This is a genomic window from Bacillota bacterium, from assembly GCA_012837335.1.
Classification (GTDB): Bacteria; Bacillota; Limnochordia; order Darwinibacteriales; family DTU012; genus DTU012.
Genome location: DURM01000052.1, coordinates 15,083 through 33,738 on the forward strand (window position 1 = coordinate 15,083; position 18,656 = coordinate 33,738).

The following is an 18,656-nucleotide window of genomic DNA, read 5'->3' on the forward strand; positions in this document are numbered from 1 at the left end:
CACAGGTGAGCGATTATACGAACAGTGATTGTGCAGGCGTCGATTATTTGATATACTAACATGGATATTTTCTAGAAAGAAGGGAAAACGATGGAGCTGGATGCATTAATTGTTCAGCTGAAGCAGATGGAGCGCAGACCGGTAATCGGACTGGCACTTGCAGGCGGGAGCGCTTATGGTATTGCCCACATAGGGGTGCTTCGCTATCTTGAGGAAATCGGGATGCCCATCGATGTAGTTGCAGGGACTTCGGCAGGATCGGCAGCCGGAGCAGTTTGGCTCAGCGGGATAACTAGTAATAAGATGTACGAGATAGTCAAGTCAACCGACTGGTGGTTTTTGGCAAAACCGGTCGCTTTCAAAAGTGGACTAATGAGTTCAGAAGGTATCGAGAAGTGGATTGTTCGCTTAATTGGAGATATCGATTTTGCGGAACTAAAACGGCCATTCGCTGCAGTTGCTACAGACTTTTCCACTGGAGAGCTGGTAGTACTCCGGGAAGGTTCGGTAGCAAGGGCTGTGCGCATCAGCTGTAATCTTCCAGCGATCTACCAGCCCGTAGAGCACAATGGTCGGCTTCTGGTTGATGGAGGGCTTGTCCAGAATCTGCCAGCAGAGGTCTGCCGCTCCTTGGGAGCAGAGTATATTATCGGGGTAGATCTGCATTCGAATTTAGAAAGCCAACGACCGCGGACTGTGATGCTGTCCTTAATTCACGCCGGCAATATTCTCCAGCGCCAGAATGAGCTGGCTCAACTGCGTTTGGTGGATGTTGCTATCCAGCCTCACCTTGGCAGACTCAGCCCAATGAATTTTCGCGCGGTTGACAGGTATGTCGAATCCGGATATGAGGCAGCGAAGGCAGCAGCCGATCAGTTAGCAAAAATGACTTCCGAGATCCTGAGGGAAAATGGCGCAGTTAAGCAGCCCAATGTAAATTCCACTTAATGTAAAATATTTTATATAACATTAACAGGGCTGCTCATTCGCACAGAATGATTTGGCTGCTTTTTAGGGAAGCTTGGACATCAATAATTCTCTGATTGCTGGAACCGCGGAAACGCAGGCTGATGTCTTTATATTTTTGAATAAATCGGCCGTCTACTAAAACATCGAGCTGTTCTAGCAGGCGAAATTTATCTGGTGAATTAACCAAATGTTCGTAGGTATATCCGGTGTAGCACCAAATTGACAGACCTTTTTCGCGGCACCTAACAGCCAATTCGGTAAATGCATCTACCTGCTCAAACGGGTCACCGCCGGAAAAAGTTATTCCCGAGCTCTGGTACCGCTCAATCATATCCATGACTTGATTTACAGTCATAATCCGATTTTCTGTGAATGCTTGAAGTTCTTGGTTAAAGCATCCGGGGCAGCCGTGCAGACAGCCCTGGGCAAAAACCACAAAGCGAATACCTGGTCCGTCAACGACCGACTCAGGAATAATCCCGCCGAGATTTAATTCCGCCACTGCAATCATCCTCACTTGTATATTTGAGATTATTATACAGACCGGCGCTTTCTTTGGCAACTAGAGGGCTGAGTTGGGCAGAGAAGATTTCCTGGGTGCAGTAAAAAAGTTGTTTTTTCGGGAAGGGAATTCACGACAAATGGTTAATTATATATTGCAGAGATATTAATCGGATTGTGGCATAACTCAGCAGCAAAGGAGGTAAGGAATACCGCGCATTGAATCAGCATCAGCATCAGCAACAGCAGATATATCTTAAGTATAATTATTAAATATAAGAGGGTTTGTTTGCATCGGTGTTTAATTAATACTTATCCGACTTTGATTAGCTTTGGTTACTGGGATGAGAAAGGAGATTATCTCGAAAATGTGGGAAAACGGAAACAGAAAAACTGCAATTCTTACTACTGTTCTTCTTGCTTCAGCTTTAATTATTGGCCTTATTGGTTTACCACAATTAGCTTGGGCACAAGATGCAGTAGTTACAGAGCAGACAGCAGCAAATGACGAAAATGCTCTATTAGAAAACGAAGCAGCGGATGCGGCTTCTGCAACCGCACAGCTTACAGCGTACAGGCGTGCGATCAGCTATCCGGAATACTTGGATCAGTTTCCGGAAATTGTCCGGCCGGATAAAGAAATTATTTTGTCGGCAGTAAATATTGTTGACACAACAGCTGATATTAAGATCCTTCATGATTATGAAGGCATGCCGGGATTATCCGTTCAGATAGGTGAACGGGGATATGTAGAATGGCAGGTAGAAGTTGAAGAAGCCGGGTTCTACAATCTCGAAGTTTTATATTATCCTGTGTTAGGCCGCAGCGCAGCGATCCAAAGAGCTGTAGAAATTAACGGAACCAGACCTTTCTCTGAAGCGAGCTATTTAGTACTGCCGAGAACATGGGGCGACGAGGGACCAATTGAATCAGACATCTACGGTAACCACTTAAGACCGAGACAGGTCGAAAAACCAGTGTGGCGCGCACAAGCTTTGACCGACCCGTCTGGTTATGAAAGTCTTCCATTTTTGTTTTATTTCCAGCAAGGGACTAATACTATTAGATTGGATGCTGTATCTGAAAGCGTAGTAATCCATTCGCTAAGATTGTATCAGCACGAAGCGCCTCGTCCATACGCTGAGGTGAGAGCCGAATACGATCGACTGGGTTATCAACCGGCAACCGATGTGTTTAAGAAAATCCAGGGCGAAGAAGCATTGTATCGTTCGAGCCCGACAATTATGCCACAGCACGATATGGGTGATCCGACTCTCGAGCCATACCATCCAGCAGAAATCCGTCTCAACTCAATTGGCGGGACCGGCTGGAAAACAGTTGGAGATTGGGCAACTTGGGAGTTTGAAGTTCCCGAAACCGGACTCTATAAGATTGTTATTAAAGGTAAGCAGGATCAGCGTCGGGGAATTTATACCTCTAGACGGATGCTGATTGACGGCAAAGTGCCATTTTTAGAAGCTAATGCCCTACGGTTCCCATTTGACAACCGCTACAATAATGTTACACCGACTACCGCAGACGGAGATACAGCGCTGGTTTATTTAGAAGCCGGCAAACACACGCTGACTCTGGAAGCTGTTTTAGGAGATTCAGCTGAGATTCTCCGCAGAACCGAAAATGCGATTTATGATCTGAACACAATTTACCGCCGGATTATCATGATCACATCCGGACAACCTGACCCGCTCCGCAGTTATGAGTTGGATAAGAGAATTCCGGGCTTAATTGATGCCCTGAGGGAGCAGGCCGAGGTATTAAGTGAGATTGCTAACGAATTTGAAGAGTACACCGGTCAAAAAGGTGGACACATTGCGGTGCTGACCTCCTTTGCTAGACTGCTGAATGATATGGCAAATAGACCGTATGCAATCCCCAGTCTGATTGGAGAATACCGCGACAACGTGGGTGCACTTGGAACCTGGATGAACCAAACAATGGAACAACCAGTGCAGATCGACTACATCATTGTGGCTTCACCGGATAAAGAGATTCCTAAGGCGCAGCCGACTACGATTCAAACAATCGGTCATGAGATTAAGGCTTTTCTGTCTTCCTTCACCTATGATTACACTCGTGTTGGTGACAGAGGAGAGCTGGGTGATGTAGATGAAGTATTGCGGGTATGGATTGGATCCGGACGCGACCAGGCCCAAGTCCTGAAGCAGATGATTGAAGACAGCTTTACACCTGCAACTGGTATTCCGGTGGATTTAGAGCTGATTCAAAGCATGGATTCGCTGCTAATTCCATCAATTATTGCAGGAACACATCCGGATGTTGCTCTGGGAGCTTCCAACATGGACTTGGCATTCCGGAAGGCATTGGCTGACCTAACCCAGTTTGATGACTTCGAAGAAATTGCCCAGAGATTTATGAAGAGTGCGTTTGTACCCTTTAGATTTAGAGATAAAGTATTTGCTCTGCCTGAGGTACAGGGCTTCCCGATGATGTTCTATCGGAAAGACGTTCTGGCGGAGATGGGACTTGAAGTTCCTCAAACCTGGGATGATGTTTATGCTATCATTCCTGAACTGCAGAAAGAGAACATGGATTTCGGTCTCAGACCGAACATGAGCACTTACCAAATGTTCCTGTATCAGCAGGGAGTGCCTCTGTTCAAAGAAGACGTAATTATGACCAATCTGGATTCTGAGATTGCAGTTCAAACCTTTAAAGAGTTAACTAACCTGTATACACTGCACAATATGCTCCTTGACTATAACGAGGCAAACCGATTCCGTACAGGTGAAATGCCGATCTTGATTGCGAACTATGGACTCTATAATACTTTAGCAGTATTTGCTCCGGAGCTTCGCGGAGAATGGGGCATGACCATGGTTCCGGGAACCCTCATGGAGGACGGCACCATTAATCGAACTGTTCCTGTTGCGGGAACAGCAGTTGCTCCAGGAGCAGTTGCGGTACCGGCAGGAACTTCCGGTGCGGTTATTCTCGAAGGTTCTACTAAGAAGGATTGGGCATGGGAATTCTTGAAGTGGTGGACATCGGCAGAAGTTCAAGCCCGCTTTGGACGTGAGATGGAGAGCTTGATGGGGGCAGCAGCTCGCTATGCTACTGCAAACGTTGAAGCCCTGACCATGCTGCCGTGGAACGTTGAAGACCGGGATGTGCTCCTTGAACAGTGGAGCTGGGTAGAAGGAGTTCCAGCTGTACTCGGTGGATACTACGTAAACCGTCAGTTCGACTGGCTGTTCCGTGCAGTTGTAATTAACAACGAGCCGCTGCGTGAATCGATATTGGAGTACGACCGCGCTATCAACGAAGAAATTGCCCGTAAGCGTGATGAGTTCGGTCTGGAGGTTGACTACAACAACTTGAGTCAGGAATTGAAGGATCTGTACTGGAGTCATTACACTCACTTATATAGATTAGAGGATGAACAATAATAGCAGCAATCAGTAATTCCACCGCAGGGAAACCTGCGGTGGAATTGCGGCAAAATATTTCCAGGATTGGAGGGACTCATTGTGAGTTCTGTAGTTTCTCGTAAACAAGCGATCCGTCCAGGGGTAGAGCGTAAAGAAGGTCTTTGGACACGTATGAAAAAAAGCAAGGTTTCATACCTATTCTTAGCACCATTTATCCTTTTGTTCACAGTCTTTACAGTATTTCCGGTGCTCTTATCCATTATCCTCAGCTTTACGTATTTTAATATGTTAGAGTTCCCGACTTGGATCGGATGGACCAATTATATTCGCCTCTTCTTAGCGGACGAAGTGTTCTTAATCGCAGTGAAGAATACGCTGCTTTTTGCAGTGATTACCGGCCCGGTCAGCTACATGATGTGCTTCCTCTTTGCTTGGTTCATTAACGAACTGCAGCCAAAGGTACGCGCATTTATGACCTTGTTATTCTATGCACCTTCAATTTCCGGTAACGTATATGTTGTGTGGCTGTGGCTCTTTAGTGGTGATACCTACGGCTATATCAACGCCCATTTGTTAAATCTAGGTATTATCGATAGGCCAATCCAGTGGCTCGTTGACCCAACTTGGATGATGCCGATTGTAATTGTTGTGTCGCTGTGGATGAGTTTAGGTACTACATTCCTGGTCTTTATTGCCGGTCTCCAGGGTATCAGCCCGTCTTTATACGAAGCGGGAGCTATCGATGGCATTAGGAACAGATGGCAGGAATTATGGTATCTGACTCTGCCAACCATGCGCGATTATTTAATGTTTGGTGCTATTATGTCGATTACGGGAGCATTTAACGCTGCCGGCCAGATTCAAGCGCTAACCGGACCGACTCCCACAGACTATGCAACCTGGACGGTTATGCAGCACTTGCTCGACTACGGTAATGTGCGTTACGAAATGGGATACGCATCTGCAATATCGGTAGTATTGTTCTTAGTCATGGTAGGCAGCCAGAGATTAGTACAGCGGATGCTCAATAAGGTCGGGTCTTAGGAGGGATTGCGGTGGCTATAAAAATTAGAAAAAAACGGTTGTCTCGTTCAACAGGCGGAGATTTAGTCATATTTTTCTTTCTAGCACTGGGAGCGGCTTTCATGGCCATGCCGATGGTGTACACCATCAGTCAGGCATTTAAGCCCTTAAACGAACTGTGGCTGTTCCCACCCCAGTTCTTCGTTAGGAATCCTACCATGGATAACTTTAACGATTTGCTGGTTTTGATGGGGAAATCATGGGTTCCGATCACCAGATATCTGTTTAACTCATTGTTTATCGTTATTGTAGGTATGCTTGGAAACGTGATTACCGGTTCATTGGCGGCTTACGCCCTGTCAAAACATGTCTTCCCAGGTAGGAATTTAATTAACCAGGTTATCGTATTATCTTTGATGTTTTCACCGGCAGTAACCTCGATTCCTAACTATTTAACCATTTCTTGGTTAGGATGGGTTAACACGTATTGGTCAGTCATCGTGCCGCAGTGGCAGTGGACATTGGGATTGTACCTGATGCGGAACTTTATAGGAGCAATGGTTCACGACTCGCTGCTGGAGGCTGCCCGAATTGACGGCGCCAGTGAGTTTAGAATCTACGCTCAGATTGTGATGCCGCTGGTAAAACCGGCATGGTTGACTTTGATTATCTTGGTATTCCAAAACCTCTGGAAAGAAACAGGTTCGCTGTTTATTTACGCTGAGGAACTCAAGACTCTGCCTTATGCGCTGAGTCAGGTAGCAGCCGGTGGAATTGCTCGCGCCGGTGTGTCAGCCGCAATCACCCTGGTTATGATGGCAGTGCCGATTATCGTATTTGTTATTAACCAGAGTAAAATTGTGGAAACAATGGGTACCTCCGGTATGGGTGGAGAATAGTTTAGAGCATGGAAAAAGCTGTTTGCCATTGGCAAAACAGCTTTTTTAGTATTTGAAGAATGTGTGACCATCGATTACAGCGGTTACAGGATGGGAACGCACCCATCGGTCGCGTGTCTTGGCAGAATTAAAGAACCCTGTAGCACCGTTTGAGGGATCGTTCCCCGCTAATGCCCTAAAGGCAGCTTGATAATCGGTGGGGCGGGGAGGAAGATTGATGCGGCCGTCCGCGACAGGTGAATACTGATATCTGCCGTTAACCCGCTGATAAACAACGCCGGCTATTGTTGAAGGGTAGCGCTCGCTTTGAACCCGATTTAATATCGATGCTGCTACAGCAGTTTTGCCGAGTTCAGATTCACCTTCGGCCTCTGCTCGGGTTATTCTAGCTAAGAGGTCGATTTCTTCCTGACTGAAGTGAGGATTAATCATAAAATCTTGCTGATTAGCACCTGGTTCAATTTTAACTGCTCCTTTGAACTGCTGTCGATAAGGACCGGAGATTTCAATCGTATGAACTCCAGCAGGTATATCTTTGACAGCATAACTGCCATTTTGTATCGCTGTTGATTTGTCAGCCACTATTACAGTGCCGCTTTGGAGCGGCTGCCCAGATTCGGAGGCGTAAATTCTCCCCGAAAGTGAATTTGACGCTGGGATTGTATTCAAAGTAAAAGTAAGGCTGCTGATCGAAACCGCTGCTGAAGCGAGCGTTGAGAAGCTGTAGAGCAGCAGTATCACTATCAACAGTCCTTTAGTAAGACTTTTCCGCATTTGATTACCTCCTTCTGCGGCAGATGCCTTGTTACGGTTTCTTAGCATAACATAGAAATATATTACAAGTCAAAGGTATTTTTAGCTAAAAAGGAGACAGTTAGATATTGCACTTGGATCTGATTTGTGATATATTTAACATAGATAAATTCGAGATAAAGTACACAATTCTAGTAAGCGGATTTTTATAAGATTTCAGTAAACCCCTTTTTTAATATACATTTGTGCAAATAACCACAATCACAGGAGAGGTGAACATGGTTAAGTTAGAAACTACTGCAAAAAGCTTTCATTTATTAGCTGATCCAATCAGACTCAAAATCCTATGTCTTCTGAAGAAGCAGGAAATGTGTGTTGCTGATTTATGCAGGGAATTGGATCTAAGTCAGCCGAAAGTATCCTATCATTTAAAAATACTGCTCGATGCTGATTTGATTGAACGGCGGATAGTGGGAACATGGTCTTATTATCATTTATCCACAGACCTAGGTGATTGGTTGAAAAACGAATGTGAAGAATTATTGAAAGAAGCTGCTATTAACTAATACAATAGCAGCTTCAATATTATTAGTTGTGAGTTATTCTTGCTTCATATTCCGATTTTTTGCCGCTGGCAAAGCGGTGCGTATAGGATAAATAGCCGGTGACGCGGCGGACCCGGTTGATGTGAGCGCTGCCGCAGTTTGGACATGTTTCGCCGATAATGCCGTGGAAAGCGCAGTCTTCGCACTCATCAATGGGAAAGTTGACACCGGCATAACCCATATCTGCTGCAGCCATCATTCGGTGCATCTGTTCGAGCGCCTGTGGATTATCTGCAAGGGGAGCTTCTACCTCGATGTATGAGATATGTCCTGCATCATGATAGCGGTGGAAGGGGCCTTCCAGCTTGATCTTTTCAGCGATCGAGATGGGGTAGTAAACGGGTATATGGAACGAGTTAGTATAGAACTCGCGATCAGTAACTCCAGGAATCAACCCATACCGCTCTCTATCAATTGCTACAAAGCGGCCCGATAGACCTTCCGCTGGTGTGGCATAGCAGGTAACATTCAAATTGTGGCGGATGCCCATATCCTCACAGAAGCGGCGCAGGTGAGCGGCAATTTTTAAACCGAGCTGATAGGAATCCTCATCTTCACCGTGATGATTTCCGGTAAGGGCAGTGAGACATTCAGCTAAACCAATATAGCCAATGGAAAGTGTACCGTGTTTAATAGCTTCTGCAATGCTGTCATCCATAGATAGGTTTTCGGAACCCATATAGAGATGCTGACCCATAGTAAACGGCAGATCTTTTACCCGCAGTTTGCAGAGAACTTCAAAGCGGTGCATCAGCTGTTCTTCTGCCATCCGGAGAGTCTCATCGAATCTAGACCAAAAACTGGATAAGTCTTTCTGGTAAAGGGCACCGTCTGACTCAATTGCAATGCGCACTAGATTTATGCTGACCGGTGCTAGGTTACCTCTGCCCTCGGAGACAGCTTGTCCATGTTTGTTAGCTATGACGCGGGAGCGGCAGCCCATGTATGCCACCAAGTCCCCATAAGGGGCGTTAAATGAGGAATCCATGAATGAAAAAGTGGGATTCATCCGCCTGCTGGCAACCTTAACAGCCAGCTGATAAAGGTCATAATAGGGATCTTCCGGATTAAAGTTTACTCCGGCTTTGAGGCGAAAAACCAGGTTTGGGAAAATCGGGGTTTCGCCGCGTCCCAAGCCAGCGTTAAAAGCAAGCAGGAGTTGAGTATCCAGCATATGTTCACGGTGATTTTTCGGACAACCAAGGTTTAGAGTGGAGAAAGGGACTTGCGAACCCGCCCGCGAATGCATCGTATTCAGGTTGTGGACCAGAGCTTCGCAGGCCTGATAGGCTTCTTTTTCGATAGCTGCTTTGGTGTCCCGCTGCTCAGGTGTGAGCTCAGATTCTGGAATCGCTGCTAAAGTTTCGTATTCTTCCGGAATAAACCTTGCTGCGTCCTCAAAGCGGGGATCCGATTGACCACCGAACATATCGTTTTGATTTGACTGGAGTATAATTGCTTCTTGGGCAAGAGCAGAGCTGATCCGTTTGGGACGCCGCAGCCAGCCATAGCCTGTGCTGAAGCCTTCCCGGTCCCAGATCTTTCCAAAAGGGATCTGAAGGCAGTTAATAGTTGTTCCATAGCTGTCTAAATCGTGAATATGTATGCGCCCGCTGCGGTGTGCATCAGCAATGTGCTCAGGAATTACCGCATCAAGATAAAACTCTTTAAAAGCTTCACTGGCTCCCAGAAGCAGTTTGGCGGAAAAATTTGAGCCGACATTAGCATTTGCTTCAACACCCCGATTCAGATTCCAAACAATACTCTCCAATTTCTTATGCAGTCCGGAAGTTGCTCTCCGCACGCGGCTGCGTTTCTCCCGATAGCTCACATACGCTTCGCTTAATTCCAAATACCCAAGTTCTTTAATAGCCATGACTACTAAATCCTGGATGTTTTCCACATGCGGTTTGATATCTCTAAATTTATCGTCAAGATGCTCCTCCACAATACTGGTAACTTCATCAGCAATGGCTGGATCACAACCAATGTGTTCAGCAGCTTTAGCCACGGCATTGCGGATTTTGCTTGCATCATAAGGCACTGTTCGACCGTCTCGTTTTATAATTTGTTTAATCTCTGTTTTTTGTGCAACTAGCGTAGAACTCACCCGTAATTCCTCCCCATAAATCAATTCAGTTTTAATAATAGAGCACATGCCAGTTAATGTCAAAGCTTATATATTGAGTTTTAATGGCTAAAATTATACTAGATGTTGTGTTTTCTCGTGGATTTGGCACCGCAGGTAAAATTCAGCCCCAGACGGGAAAACTAGCATCTAGAGGTGAATAAAATGCTTGATTTAGCGAAGATCCGAGCTGCAGCACAGGTGATCAAACCTGTTATCAAAAAGACTCCCCTGGATTTCGCATCCTATTTAAGCGAGCGGTGCGGACGCCGCATCTTTTTCAAGCTGGAAAACAGGCAGAAGACGGGGTCTTTTAAACTCCGGGGAGCGTATCATAAACTTAAACGTTTGACCGAAACTGAAGAGGTAAGATCCGTGATTACTGCTTCGGCGGGAAATCATGGGCAGGCAGTGGCTTATGCTGCGGCTCTGCTCAATTTGCCCAGTACGGTTGTAATGCCTCAAAGCGCAGCTATTACCAAAATTAATGCGGCTAAAGCCTATGGTGCTCGGGTGGTGTTGACGGGCAGTTCGATGGACGATTGTTTTGCTGAAGCCTTCCAGCAGCATATCGAGAAAGATCATCATTTCATTCATGCTTTTGATGATTTGGACATTATAGCGGGTCAGGGCACAGTTGGCTTAGAACTGCTTGAGCAATTGGATGAAACAGCCTGTGTGGTTGTGCCGGTTGGAGGCGGTGGACTGATTGGCGGCATCGCTGCTTGTTTAAAAGAAGCCAGTCCTGCTGTTAAGATTATCGGGGTTGAAGCAGCAGGTGCGGCGTCCATGGCCAATGCTGTCAATCTAGGTAGGATTGAAAAGCTGCCGCTGGCAGCTACCATTGCAGACGGAATAGCGATTCAGCAGCCCGGCGAACTTACATTTGCTTTGGTACAGAAATATGTGGATCAGCTGGTAACCGTGCCTGATGAAGAAATAGCTGACGCAATTCTCTTTGCGTTAGAAAAAAGTAAGCTCGTTTTGGAAGGTGCGGGCGCTGTAACTCTGGCAGCTCTGCTCCATAATCATCTGGAACTCCCTCAGGGCAACACAGTCTTGGTCTTAAGCGGAGGCAATATTGATGTCAATCAGATTGCCAGGATCATTGAGCGTGGACTGGTAAGAGCCGGCCGGCGTGTCCGACTCCGTGTGATTATTCCTGACCTTCCCGGAGCGCTAGCGGAACTTATGAGCATTGTAGCATCAGCGCAGGCAAATATTATTGAGGTGTATCATAATCGACTCGCTCTCGATCTATTATTGAACAGCACCGAAGTTATTCTGAACATTGAAACTCGAGATCAAGCCCACGCTTGTCAGGTTATCGGGGCGCTGAAACGGGCTGGATACGAACCGGACCAGATCTGACATAAATTTAAACCATCATAGACAGACACACAATCACCCCTCCGAACATAAGATGTAGAGTCAGAGTTTTTGCGCATCTTCGATCGGGGGGTGACAGGATGCTTGCAGCGTTAGCGGCCTTTGCTGTTGGATGGGTTTTTGAAGGCATCGGTCTGCTCGTTTCGTATATTTCAAACTCTAATGTTTTTCCCAAACCTTTACATCCAGCTGAAGAGAAAGAACTGCTGGAGGCAATGAAGGCGGGAAGTATTGAAGCGCGGAACTTTTTGGTAGAGCGAAATCTCAGGCTTGTTGCGCATATCGTAAAGAAGTTTGACAAAAAAGGCGAAGATCTGGAGGACCTAATATCAATCGGCACGATTGGACTGATTAAGGCAATCAATACTTATGATCCGGATAAGCAAACTCGGCTCGCAACCTATGCAGCTCGTTGTATTGAGAATGAAGTATTAATGCATCTGCGTTCTACTAAAAAACTCAAAAAAGAGGTTATGCTGTATGATCCAATTGGATCGGATCGCGAAGGTAATGAGCTGAGTCTGATCGATATTTTCGGAACCGATACCGATAATGTTTTTGACCAGGTTGAGCTCCAAGTTGACCAAGAGGTTCTCCACGATAAACTCAAATGTTTGAGTCAGCGGGAAAAACAGGTGTTGATACTGCGCTACGGGCTGGGTGATGAGGAAAGGCAGACACAGCGGGAAATCAGCAAACGCATGGGAATTTCCCGTTCATATGTATCGCGAATAGAGAAGCGAGCATTATTAAAACTTCAGGAAAAAATGTGCTTAGATTAACCATTGGGGCGCTCAGCCCCTTTTTATGTTTGACCATACTTGTGGTATAATAAGGAAAACGAGTTAAATGAGGAGCTGCCATGAAGCTGTTACTGCCAGATCAGGTGTGCAACCGAGTGACTGATATAGATTTGGATGTTTTGCGCATACAGGGGATCTCTTGTCTGCTGCTGGATTTAGACAATACATTGGTTCAGTATGATAGTGATCGGCTGGACAGTGAATTTAGGTTATGGATTGAGGAGGCTAAAGCGAAAGGATTTAAAGTCTGTTTAGTGTCTAACGGTAAGCCGAAGCGGGTGAAGCGCTTTGCTGAAGAAATGGACATCCCGGCAGTTATTTGGGCATTTAAGCCGAAACGGACACCTTTTCGGAAAGCCTTAAGGATCTTAGGTAAAAAGGTTTCTGAAGCCGCGATGATTGGTGATCAGCTGTTCACTGATATTCTAGGTGCAAACCGGCTAGGAATTTATTCTATATTAATCACGCCGCTCGGCACAAAGGAACTTGGAACAACTAGGGTTGTCCGGAAATTGGAGCGGCGCATGCTGAAAAAGTTTGTTAAAAAAGGAATGCTGACAGCAGAAGCAGTAAATCAACGCGACGGAGGGAAAGAATGAGTATAAAAAGACAGTGCCGCGGCTGCGGTGCATATATACAATCAGAGAATCCAAATACGGTCGGATATCTGCCTGCGCATCTGCTGAATGAGCCAGGAAAAGAGCTGATCTGCCAGCGCTGCTACCGCATTAAACACTATGGAAAGCATGAAGACTATTCGGGCATGTCTGATGCGGAGCAAGTAATTGCCCACGGGCTCAACTGGGCGCAGGGTGTTATTGTAATTCTAGATATAATGGATTTCGAAGCCAGCATTCCAGCGCAGATCGAGCAATTTGCGGCCAAAGAAAACGTTATTATTGCACTCAATAAAGTAGATCTGCTTCCCCCGAAAACACCTGTTTCAGAAGCGGTGGAATGGGCAGTGAAGCGTTTAAGCTGCCGCCGTATCGATGGTGAAGTGATTCCTATCAGCAGCACCACTGGTTATGGAATTAAAGAGCTTTTGGCCGTCTTAGCTGAATCTGATGCGCGCAGATGGCTGGTGGCTGGTGTAACCAATGCGGGGAAGTCAACGTTAATTACTAAAATTCTTCAGAAGGATGGTAAAAATCGCGGTCTTACCCCAACAACGGCGCGTTTTCCCGGTACAACGGTAGCCTGCACCAGGTGGAATCTGGCGCACGGCTTAGTATTGAGCGACTCGCCGGGATTGGCTCCCAAAGGACGGCTTACGGATCTGGTATGTTTGGATTGCGCGGTTAAACTTATTCCCTCCCAGAGGTTAAATGTGGGAGTATATAGGCTCAATACGCGGGGAGCGCTGGTAATTCCGGGTTTGGCAGCCTTTCGGCCTCTCGAGGATGATGCTCTCCTGATTGGCTTTACTGCCTCCCAGGTTAAGTGGCAGCGGGCCAATGTTCAAAAGCTTGATGATTGGCTCCAAAGCAGATGCGCATCCTGCGCGGTAGCAAAGTGGCAGCGAGCAGAAGTTAGGATTGATCCTCAGCATGATTTATATGTCCACGGCCTTGGTTGGATATCGATTCGGCACAAATCTATCGTTGGGGAGCTGACTATTCCTCATGGGGTGGAATTTACCGTGCGTCCGAATTTAATCGGGGGAAAAATGGAATAACCTAGGGCCCTCCTGCTTATACTGTTAGCAGGAGGGGTTGACATGCATTCATATGTCTATCAGGTTAATGTTCCGTACGCAGACAGCGACAGCGTTTTAGCCGCTATCCGCCACAAGGTGAAACAGCTGCAGCAGGCACATCCTAGTTTGGCTGCTTGTCAGCTGGCTGATGTGGGAATGAAAAAAGCAGATAATGGTGTTGATATAACCTTATATTTTGCAGCAAAATCGGTAGATAGGTAAAACAGCTCCTATATTCAGGAGTTGTTTTTATTTGGCAGGATTTTCCACGTAATATAGAGAAGTGTTTAACTCTAATTGTAGTGCTGGATAGTGCAGGAGTTAGTGCTTATGATTGCTAATTTGACTCTGATTGGATTTATGGGTACGGGAAAAACTAGTGTGGGACGGGTCTGCGCGGAGCAAGCCGGCTGGTCTTTTATCGACTGTGATGCTGAGCTGGAGCGCAGGCTTAACCGTATCATTAAAGACATCTTTCGCGAGCATGGTGAGGGATACTTTCGGTCTGCTGAAGCCGAAACTTTGGATCAGATTCTGAAAAACTCCCACCAGGTGATTTCTACCGGAGGCGGGATAGTCACCTATGAACCTTCGCGCAGGATGCTGCTTGAAAGTAAGGGAAAGGGCAATAAGATAATCTGGCTTAAAGCTGCCCCTGAAGTGATTTATGAGCGAACCGCCTGCTCTCAGGATCGGCCGCTGCTTAATGTGGCAGATCCTTTGGCTGAAATTCGCCGGCTGCTGATGCAGCGCCACATGTTCTATGAACAGCTTGCCGATGCCTGCATCGATACAACGGCATTAAGTATTGAACAAACGGCTGACGCTGTGTTAAGACTAATTGAGTAGTGGTGAGAACCGATGGTAATCTTATTAGTAAACGGACCAAATTTAAATCTGCTTGGAACCAGGGAGCCGGAAGTGTACGGCGACACGACCTTGGTTGATATTGAACAGATGATGATTCGAGCCACAGAGAAGCAGGGTTTTAGTCTAAAGTGCTTTCAAGCTAACGGAGAGGGAGAAATCATTGATTTCTTGCAAAAACACCGTGATGCTGCTGGTTTAATTATTAATCCCGGAGCGTATACTCATTATTCATATGCGATCCGCGATTGTATAAAGGCATTGAGCATACCGGCAGTTGAAGTTCACATATCCCGAATATACCAGAGGGAGCCGTTTCGCCATACTTCAGTGATTGCACCGGTGTGTATCGGACAGATTTCCGGTTTCGGTGATTTCGGGTATTTATTAGCCCTGCAGGGATTAATCGACTTTTTATGTGGAGAGGAGAAGATAAGTGTTAGAACAAATTCGCAGGCGACTAGCAGAGAATAATTGCGATGTTTTTATTTCTACATATAAAACTCACAGACGGTACCTAACTAAATTTACTGGAAGTGCCGGCTTGGTATGGATCGGACATGACACAAATATTCTTATCGTTGATTTTCGCTATACAGAACAAGCTGCAGAGCAGAGTCCGGGTTGGGAGATTGTAAAGCAGGAGTCCACTTTAACAGAGACGCTTCAAAGTTTAATTGAGAAATATGGGGTAAAGCGCATTGCTTTTGAGAGTGAATTCATCACTGTGGATCAGCTTAATCATTGGCAGCGCAATTTTGAGGTGGAGTTTGTTCCCACCAAGAATTGGGTTGCTCAGCTGCGGATGGTCAAGACCGACGAGGAGATTGAGAAAATCACTAAGGCGGTCGAGATTGCGGACCAGGCTCTGCAGGAGTTGATTCCTACAATCAAGCCTGGGATGAAAGAAATTGAGCTGGCTTTAGAGCTAGAGTACACTATGCGCAGGCTTGGGGCGGAAGCAATCGCCTTTGATCCGATTGTTGGTTCGGGACCGCGAGGTGCCCTGCCCCACGCAGTGCCGGGAGAGAGACAGTTTACCCGCGGCGACTTTATCGTAATTGATATGGGCTGCGTTTATCAAGGATACTGCTCTGATATGACGAGGACACTTATTGTCGGCAAACCGACGGATAAGCATCTGGAGATCTATAATTTGGTTCTGGAGGCTCAGCTTGCGGCTTTGGCGGCTATTAAGCCGGGTTTGACTGGTAAACAGGTTGACAGCGCTGCCAGGGATATTATCGCCAGTGCCGGATATGGCGATAACTTTGGTCACAGCTTAGGTCATGCTGTTGGTTTGGAGATTCACGAAGAACCCCGCTTATCGCAGCTGGATGAGGAAACTCTGGTACCGGGGATGGTTGTAACGGTGGAGCCGGGAGTATATCTGCCTGGGTGGGGAGGAGTAAGGATTGAGGACTTGGTTGTGGTCACAGAAACCGGCTGCAAAATTCTTACTCAAACTTCAAAAGAAATGGTGATTATAGAATAGATTTTTAAAAGAAGGGATGTTAAAATATGATATCAGTCAATGATCTGCGGACAGGCTTAACGATTAAAGTTGAAGGTGACGTGTACAGTGTAGTTGAATTCCTGCACGTAAAACCAGGAAAGGGCGCAGCTTTTGTCCGCACCAAGCTTAAAAATGTAAAAACCGGGGCTGTTAGGGAAATGACTTTCAGAGCCGGTGAAAGAGTCGAGCGGGCAATTGTAGAAACTAAGCAGATGCAGTTCCTTTATAGCACCGGTGACGAGTATTATTTTATGGACACTAATAGTTTTGATCAGGTCGGCCTGACCAAAGCTGATTTAGGCGATGCTCCTAACTACCTATTAGAGAACATGACAATCGGCATTCAGTTCTATGAAGGCGCCCCTATTGGTATCGAGCTGCCGACCACTGTTAACTTAAGAGTGGTTGAAACTGAACCTGGTTTTCGGGGGGATACTGCTACCGGCGCAACTAAACCAGCAACTCTTGAAACAGGAATTACTGTGCAGGTCCCGCTGTTTATTGAGCAGGACGAGATAGTTAAGGTAGATACACGTACAGGCGAATATCTATCTAGGGCGTAAGGTTATACTAAAACTTAGGGGGTGCAGTGAGTGGATACTATTAGAGAAAAGATTGCGTACCTGCGTGGTATGCTTGACAGTACAGGGGACATTACTAAAGAAGAGCAATTGAAAAACGTATTTCAGCAGCTCATCGATATTCTCAATGATCTGGTAGATGATGTCGATGACTTGTTCTTCAGCTATGATGAGCTGGAAGAGTATATTGAAGCCGTTGATGCTGATTTGGCAGATCTAGAGGATCATTCGTGCGAATGTGGATCAGATCATGACCATGATTTTGATCCGGAACTTGATATGGTGGAAATTGAATGCCCTAACTGCCAAAATGTAGTGGTTTTTGAGGAAGATTTTCTGTATGACGATGGAGAAGTAGAAATTGCTTGTCCGGAGTGCGGCGAAACCATTTACTATAACGATAGTAATGATTTTGATGAATTCGATGATGACTATGATGAGTTCGACGAGGATCAAGACTAAGGTTAACCGCAGATAGAGTCAAGTGTTTTAAGAAGCACTGCTGTTTACTTTTAAAGTGAACAGGGTGCTTCTTTTTTTGTCATAACTTGTCCGAGACAGGCATATATTTCATTAGAATCTGGCAAAGGAGCCATCGGTATGAAGTCAGCTTTGCTGTCTCAGCTTGCGCCAAATTTGAGGCGGCTCTTGGAGCCGATCCGAACTTGGGATCTTATAGAGGAAATCAGACTCCGGGCTGAACGGCCGCTGGTAGTTAAGGAGCGGAGCCATGAATATGGTGTCAACAGCACCGGTATCTGCCGGATCAGCGAGAGCTATGTGGTGAAGATAGAAGACATAGCCAGGACTTTTGAGATTATGACCGATAGTTCTCGGTACGCGCTGGAAGATGAGATTCGGGCTGGCTACCTAACCCTTTGCGGGGGCCATCGAGTCGGAATCAGCGGCAAAGCTGTGTTAGAATCCGGCCAGATTAAAACCTTTAAATACATCAACGGGCTAAATCTCCGGTTGGCCAGAGCCGTAATCGGAGCTGCCGATCCGCTGATGCGCTCCATTGTTAATCGCGGACAGGTTGTCTCAACGCTGATTATCTCACCACCGGGCTGCGGAAAAACAACACTGCTGCGGGATATCTGCCGTCAGGTGTCAGATCAAGGCTTTAATACTGTTGTGATCGACGAGCGCTCAGAAATAGCTGCCTGCCATCGAGGAATTCCCCAACTGGATGTGGGCAGGAATTCGTATGTTATCGATGGCTGTCCAAAAGCGGAGGGAATCTCGATCGCCCTTAGGGGACTGGCACCTGAAGTGATTATTACCGATGAAATCGGTCACCCTGATGATGGATCGGCTTTAGCAGATGTAATTCGTGCTGGTGTAGCAGTTGTTGCTTCCTGCCATGGAGCTGATTGGGACAGTGTGTCAAAACGATTCTGGATGCAGTATGGGTGGGAAGCTTTTCAGCAGGCCATCTTCCTGTCCCGGCGCAGAGGACCGGGCACGGTGGAACAGGTTCTTAAATTGGATGAGCTTGCATAATATTAGATAC

At 46.3% G+C, this 18,656-nt stretch carries 19 protein-coding genes; 16 read left to right on the plus strand and 3 right to left on the minus strand.

Annotated elements, in window-relative coordinates:
* Positions 1-90 precede the first annotated feature (90 nt).
* Complete coding sequence (locus GX019_06670; GenBank protein HHT36844.1) at positions 91-948, plus strand: patatin-like phospholipase family protein; 858 nt, start codon at positions 91-93, stop codon at positions 946-948.
* 34 nt (positions 949-982) lie between these two features.
* Here GX019_06670 and nrdG read toward each other — a convergent pair whose 3' ends face one another.
* Positions 983-1,480: an anaerobic ribonucleoside-triphosphate reductase activating protein gene (nrdG, locus tag GX019_06675; protein ID HHT36845.1), complete on the minus strand. Its 498-nt coding sequence runs from the start codon at positions 1,478-1,480 to the stop codon at positions 983-985.
* Between the two features lie 358 nt (positions 1,481-1,838).
* On the opposite strand from nrdG, the gene GX019_06680 reads away from it, so the two are divergent.
* The 3 genes from GX019_06680 (at position 1,839) to GX019_06690 (ending at position 6,802) form a co-directional block, all read left to right on the plus strand.
* Positions 1,839-4,898: an extracellular solute-binding protein gene (locus GX019_06680; GenBank protein HHT36846.1), complete on the plus strand. Its 3,060-nt coding sequence runs from the start codon at positions 1,839-1,841 to the stop codon at positions 4,896-4,898.
* 153 nt (positions 4,899-5,051) lie between these two features.
* Positions 5,052-5,924: a sugar ABC transporter permease gene (locus GX019_06685; protein ID HHT36847.1), complete on the plus strand. Its 873-nt coding sequence runs from the start codon at positions 5,052-5,054 to the stop codon at positions 5,922-5,924.
* Between the two features lie 5 nt (positions 5,925-5,929).
* Positions 5,930-6,802, plus strand: coding sequence for a carbohydrate ABC transporter permease (locus GX019_06690; GenBank protein HHT36848.1), 873 nt, complete (start codon positions 5,930-5,932; stop codon positions 6,800-6,802).
* Between the two features lie 45 nt (positions 6,803-6,847).
* On the opposite strand, the gene GX019_06695 is transcribed toward GX019_06690, so the two are convergent.
* Positions 6,848-7,576: a hypothetical protein gene (locus GX019_06695; GenBank protein HHT36849.1), complete on the minus strand. Its 729-nt coding sequence runs from the start codon at positions 7,574-7,576 to the stop codon at positions 6,848-6,850.
* Positions 7,577-7,833: 257 nt separating this feature from the next.
* On the opposite strand from GX019_06695, the gene GX019_06700 reads away from it, so the two are divergent.
* Positions 7,834-8,121, plus strand: a complete 288-nt coding sequence (locus GX019_06700) for a winged helix-turn-helix transcriptional regulator (protein HHT36850.1) — start codon at positions 7,834-7,836, stop codon at positions 8,119-8,121.
* Positions 8,122-8,143: 22 nt separating this feature from the next.
* On the opposite strand, the gene nrdD is transcribed toward GX019_06700, so the two are convergent.
* Positions 8,144-10,318 (minus strand): anaerobic ribonucleoside-triphosphate reductase, encoded by a 2,175-nt coding sequence (gene nrdD / locus GX019_06705; protein HHT36851.1) that lies wholly within the window; start codon positions 10,316-10,318, stop codon positions 8,144-8,146.
* Positions 10,319-10,444: 126 nt separating this feature from the next.
* Here nrdD and GX019_06710 point away from each other — a divergent pair, with 126 nt between their 5' ends.
* From GX019_06710 to spoIIIAA, 11 genes are all read left to right on the plus strand, one after another.
* Positions 10,445-11,659 carry a threonine ammonia-lyase gene (locus GX019_06710; GenBank protein ID HHT36852.1) on the plus strand — a complete coding sequence of 405 codons (1,215 nt, stop codon included), beginning with the start codon at positions 10,445-10,447 and terminating at the stop codon, positions 11,657-11,659.
* A gap of 98 nt (positions 11,660-11,757) precedes the next feature.
* Complete coding sequence (gene sigK / locus GX019_06715; protein ID HHT36853.1) at positions 11,758-12,459, plus strand: RNA polymerase sporulation sigma factor SigK; 702 nt, start codon at positions 11,758-11,760, stop codon at positions 12,457-12,459.
* Positions 12,460-12,539: 80 nt separating this feature from the next.
* The gene (locus GX019_06720) at positions 12,540-13,079 is read left to right on the plus strand and encodes a YqeG family HAD IIIA-type phosphatase (protein HHT36854.1); all 540 of its coding nucleotides are present in this window, start codon (positions 12,540-12,542) and stop codon (positions 13,077-13,079) included.
* Positions 13,076-14,158 (plus strand): GTPase RsgA, encoded by a 1,083-nt coding sequence (gene rsgA / locus GX019_06725; protein ID HHT36855.1) that lies wholly within the window; start codon positions 13,076-13,078, stop codon positions 14,156-14,158. The genes GX019_06720 and rsgA overlap by 4 nt, the downstream gene beginning before the upstream one ends.
* 42 nt (positions 14,159-14,200) lie before the next feature.
* Positions 14,201-14,401 (plus strand): hypothetical protein, encoded by a 201-nt coding sequence (locus tag GX019_06730; GenBank protein HHT36856.1) that lies wholly within the window; start codon positions 14,201-14,203, stop codon positions 14,399-14,401.
* Between the two features lie 108 nt (positions 14,402-14,509).
* A complete protein-coding gene (locus GX019_06735; protein HHT36857.1) occupies positions 14,510-15,028 on the plus strand; it encodes a shikimate kinase in 519 nt (172 codons plus the stop codon).
* Between the two features lie 12 nt (positions 15,029-15,040).
* Positions 15,041-15,520 (plus strand): type II 3-dehydroquinate dehydratase, encoded by a 480-nt coding sequence (aroQ, locus tag GX019_06740; protein ID HHT36858.1) that lies wholly within the window; start codon positions 15,041-15,043, stop codon positions 15,518-15,520.
* The gene (locus GX019_06745; GenBank protein ID HHT36859.1) at positions 15,483-16,541 is read left to right on the plus strand and encodes an aminopeptidase P family protein; all 1,059 of its coding nucleotides are present in this window, start codon (positions 15,483-15,485) and stop codon (positions 16,539-16,541) included. Before aroQ ends, GX019_06745 begins: the two co-directional genes overlap by 38 nt.
* A 26-nt stretch (positions 16,542-16,567) precedes the next feature.
* Entirely contained in the window at positions 16,568-17,125 is a 558-nt protein-coding gene (gene efp, locus GX019_06750) for an elongation factor P (protein ID HHT36860.1), read from the plus strand.
* 30 nt (positions 17,126-17,155) lie between these two features.
* Complete coding sequence (locus tag GX019_06755) at positions 17,156-17,605, plus strand: hypothetical protein (protein ID HHT36861.1); 450 nt, start codon at positions 17,156-17,158, stop codon at positions 17,603-17,605.
* A gap of 138 nt (positions 17,606-17,743) precedes the next feature.
* Positions 17,744-18,646: a stage III sporulation protein AA gene (gene spoIIIAA / locus GX019_06760; GenBank protein ID HHT36862.1), complete on the plus strand. Its 903-nt coding sequence runs from the start codon at positions 17,744-17,746 to the stop codon at positions 18,644-18,646.
* Positions 18,647-18,656 lie beyond the last annotated feature (10 nt).

What these genes read in the sequence shown, in the direction of transcription:
- GX019_06670 (HHT36844.1), top strand. Translation starts at nt 91, where the DNA reads ATGGAGCTGGATGCATTAATTGTTCAGCTGAAGCAGATGGAGCGCAGA.
- nrdG (HHT36845.1), bottom strand. Translation starts at nt 1,480, where the DNA reads ATGATTGCAGTGGCGGAATTAAATCTCGGCGGGATTATTCCTGAGTCG.
- GX019_06680 (HHT36846.1), top strand. Translation starts at nt 1,839, where the DNA reads ATGTGGGAAAACGGAAACAGAAAAACTGCAATTCTTACTACTGTTCTT.
- GX019_06685 (HHT36847.1), top strand. Translation starts at nt 5,052, where the DNA reads ATGAAAAAAAGCAAGGTTTCATACCTATTCTTAGCACCATTTATCCTT.
- GX019_06695 (HHT36849.1), bottom strand. Translation starts at nt 7,576, where the DNA reads ATGCGGAAAAGTCTTACTAAAGGACTGTTGATAGTGATACTGCTGCTC.
- GX019_06700 (HHT36850.1), top strand. Translation starts at nt 7,834, where the DNA reads ATGGTTAAGTTAGAAACTACTGCAAAAAGCTTTCATTTATTAGCTGAT.
- nrdD (HHT36851.1), bottom strand. Translation starts at nt 10,318, where the DNA reads ATGTGCTCTATTATTAAAACTGAATTGATTTATGGGGAGGAATTACGG.
- sigK (HHT36853.1), top strand. Translation starts at nt 11,758, where the DNA reads ATGCTTGCAGCGTTAGCGGCCTTTGCTGTTGGATGGGTTTTTGAAGGC.
- GX019_06720 (HHT36854.1), top strand. Translation starts at nt 12,540, where the DNA reads ATGAAGCTGTTACTGCCAGATCAGGTGTGCAACCGAGTGACTGATATA.
- rsgA (HHT36855.1), top strand. Translation starts at nt 13,076, where the DNA reads ATGAGTATAAAAAGACAGTGCCGCGGCTGCGGTGCATATATACAATCA.
- GX019_06730 (HHT36856.1), top strand. Translation starts at nt 14,201, where the DNA reads ATGCATTCATATGTCTATCAGGTTAATGTTCCGTACGCAGACAGCGAC.
- GX019_06735 (HHT36857.1), top strand. Translation starts at nt 14,510, where the DNA reads ATGATTGCTAATTTGACTCTGATTGGATTTATGGGTACGGGAAAAACT.
- aroQ (HHT36858.1), top strand. Translation starts at nt 15,041, where the DNA reads ATGGTAATCTTATTAGTAAACGGACCAAATTTAAATCTGCTTGGAACC.
- efp (HHT36860.1), top strand. Translation starts at nt 16,568, where the DNA reads ATGATATCAGTCAATGATCTGCGGACAGGCTTAACGATTAAAGTTGAA.
- spoIIIAA (HHT36862.1), top strand. Translation starts at nt 17,744, where the DNA reads ATGAAGTCAGCTTTGCTGTCTCAGCTTGCGCCAAATTTGAGGCGGCTC.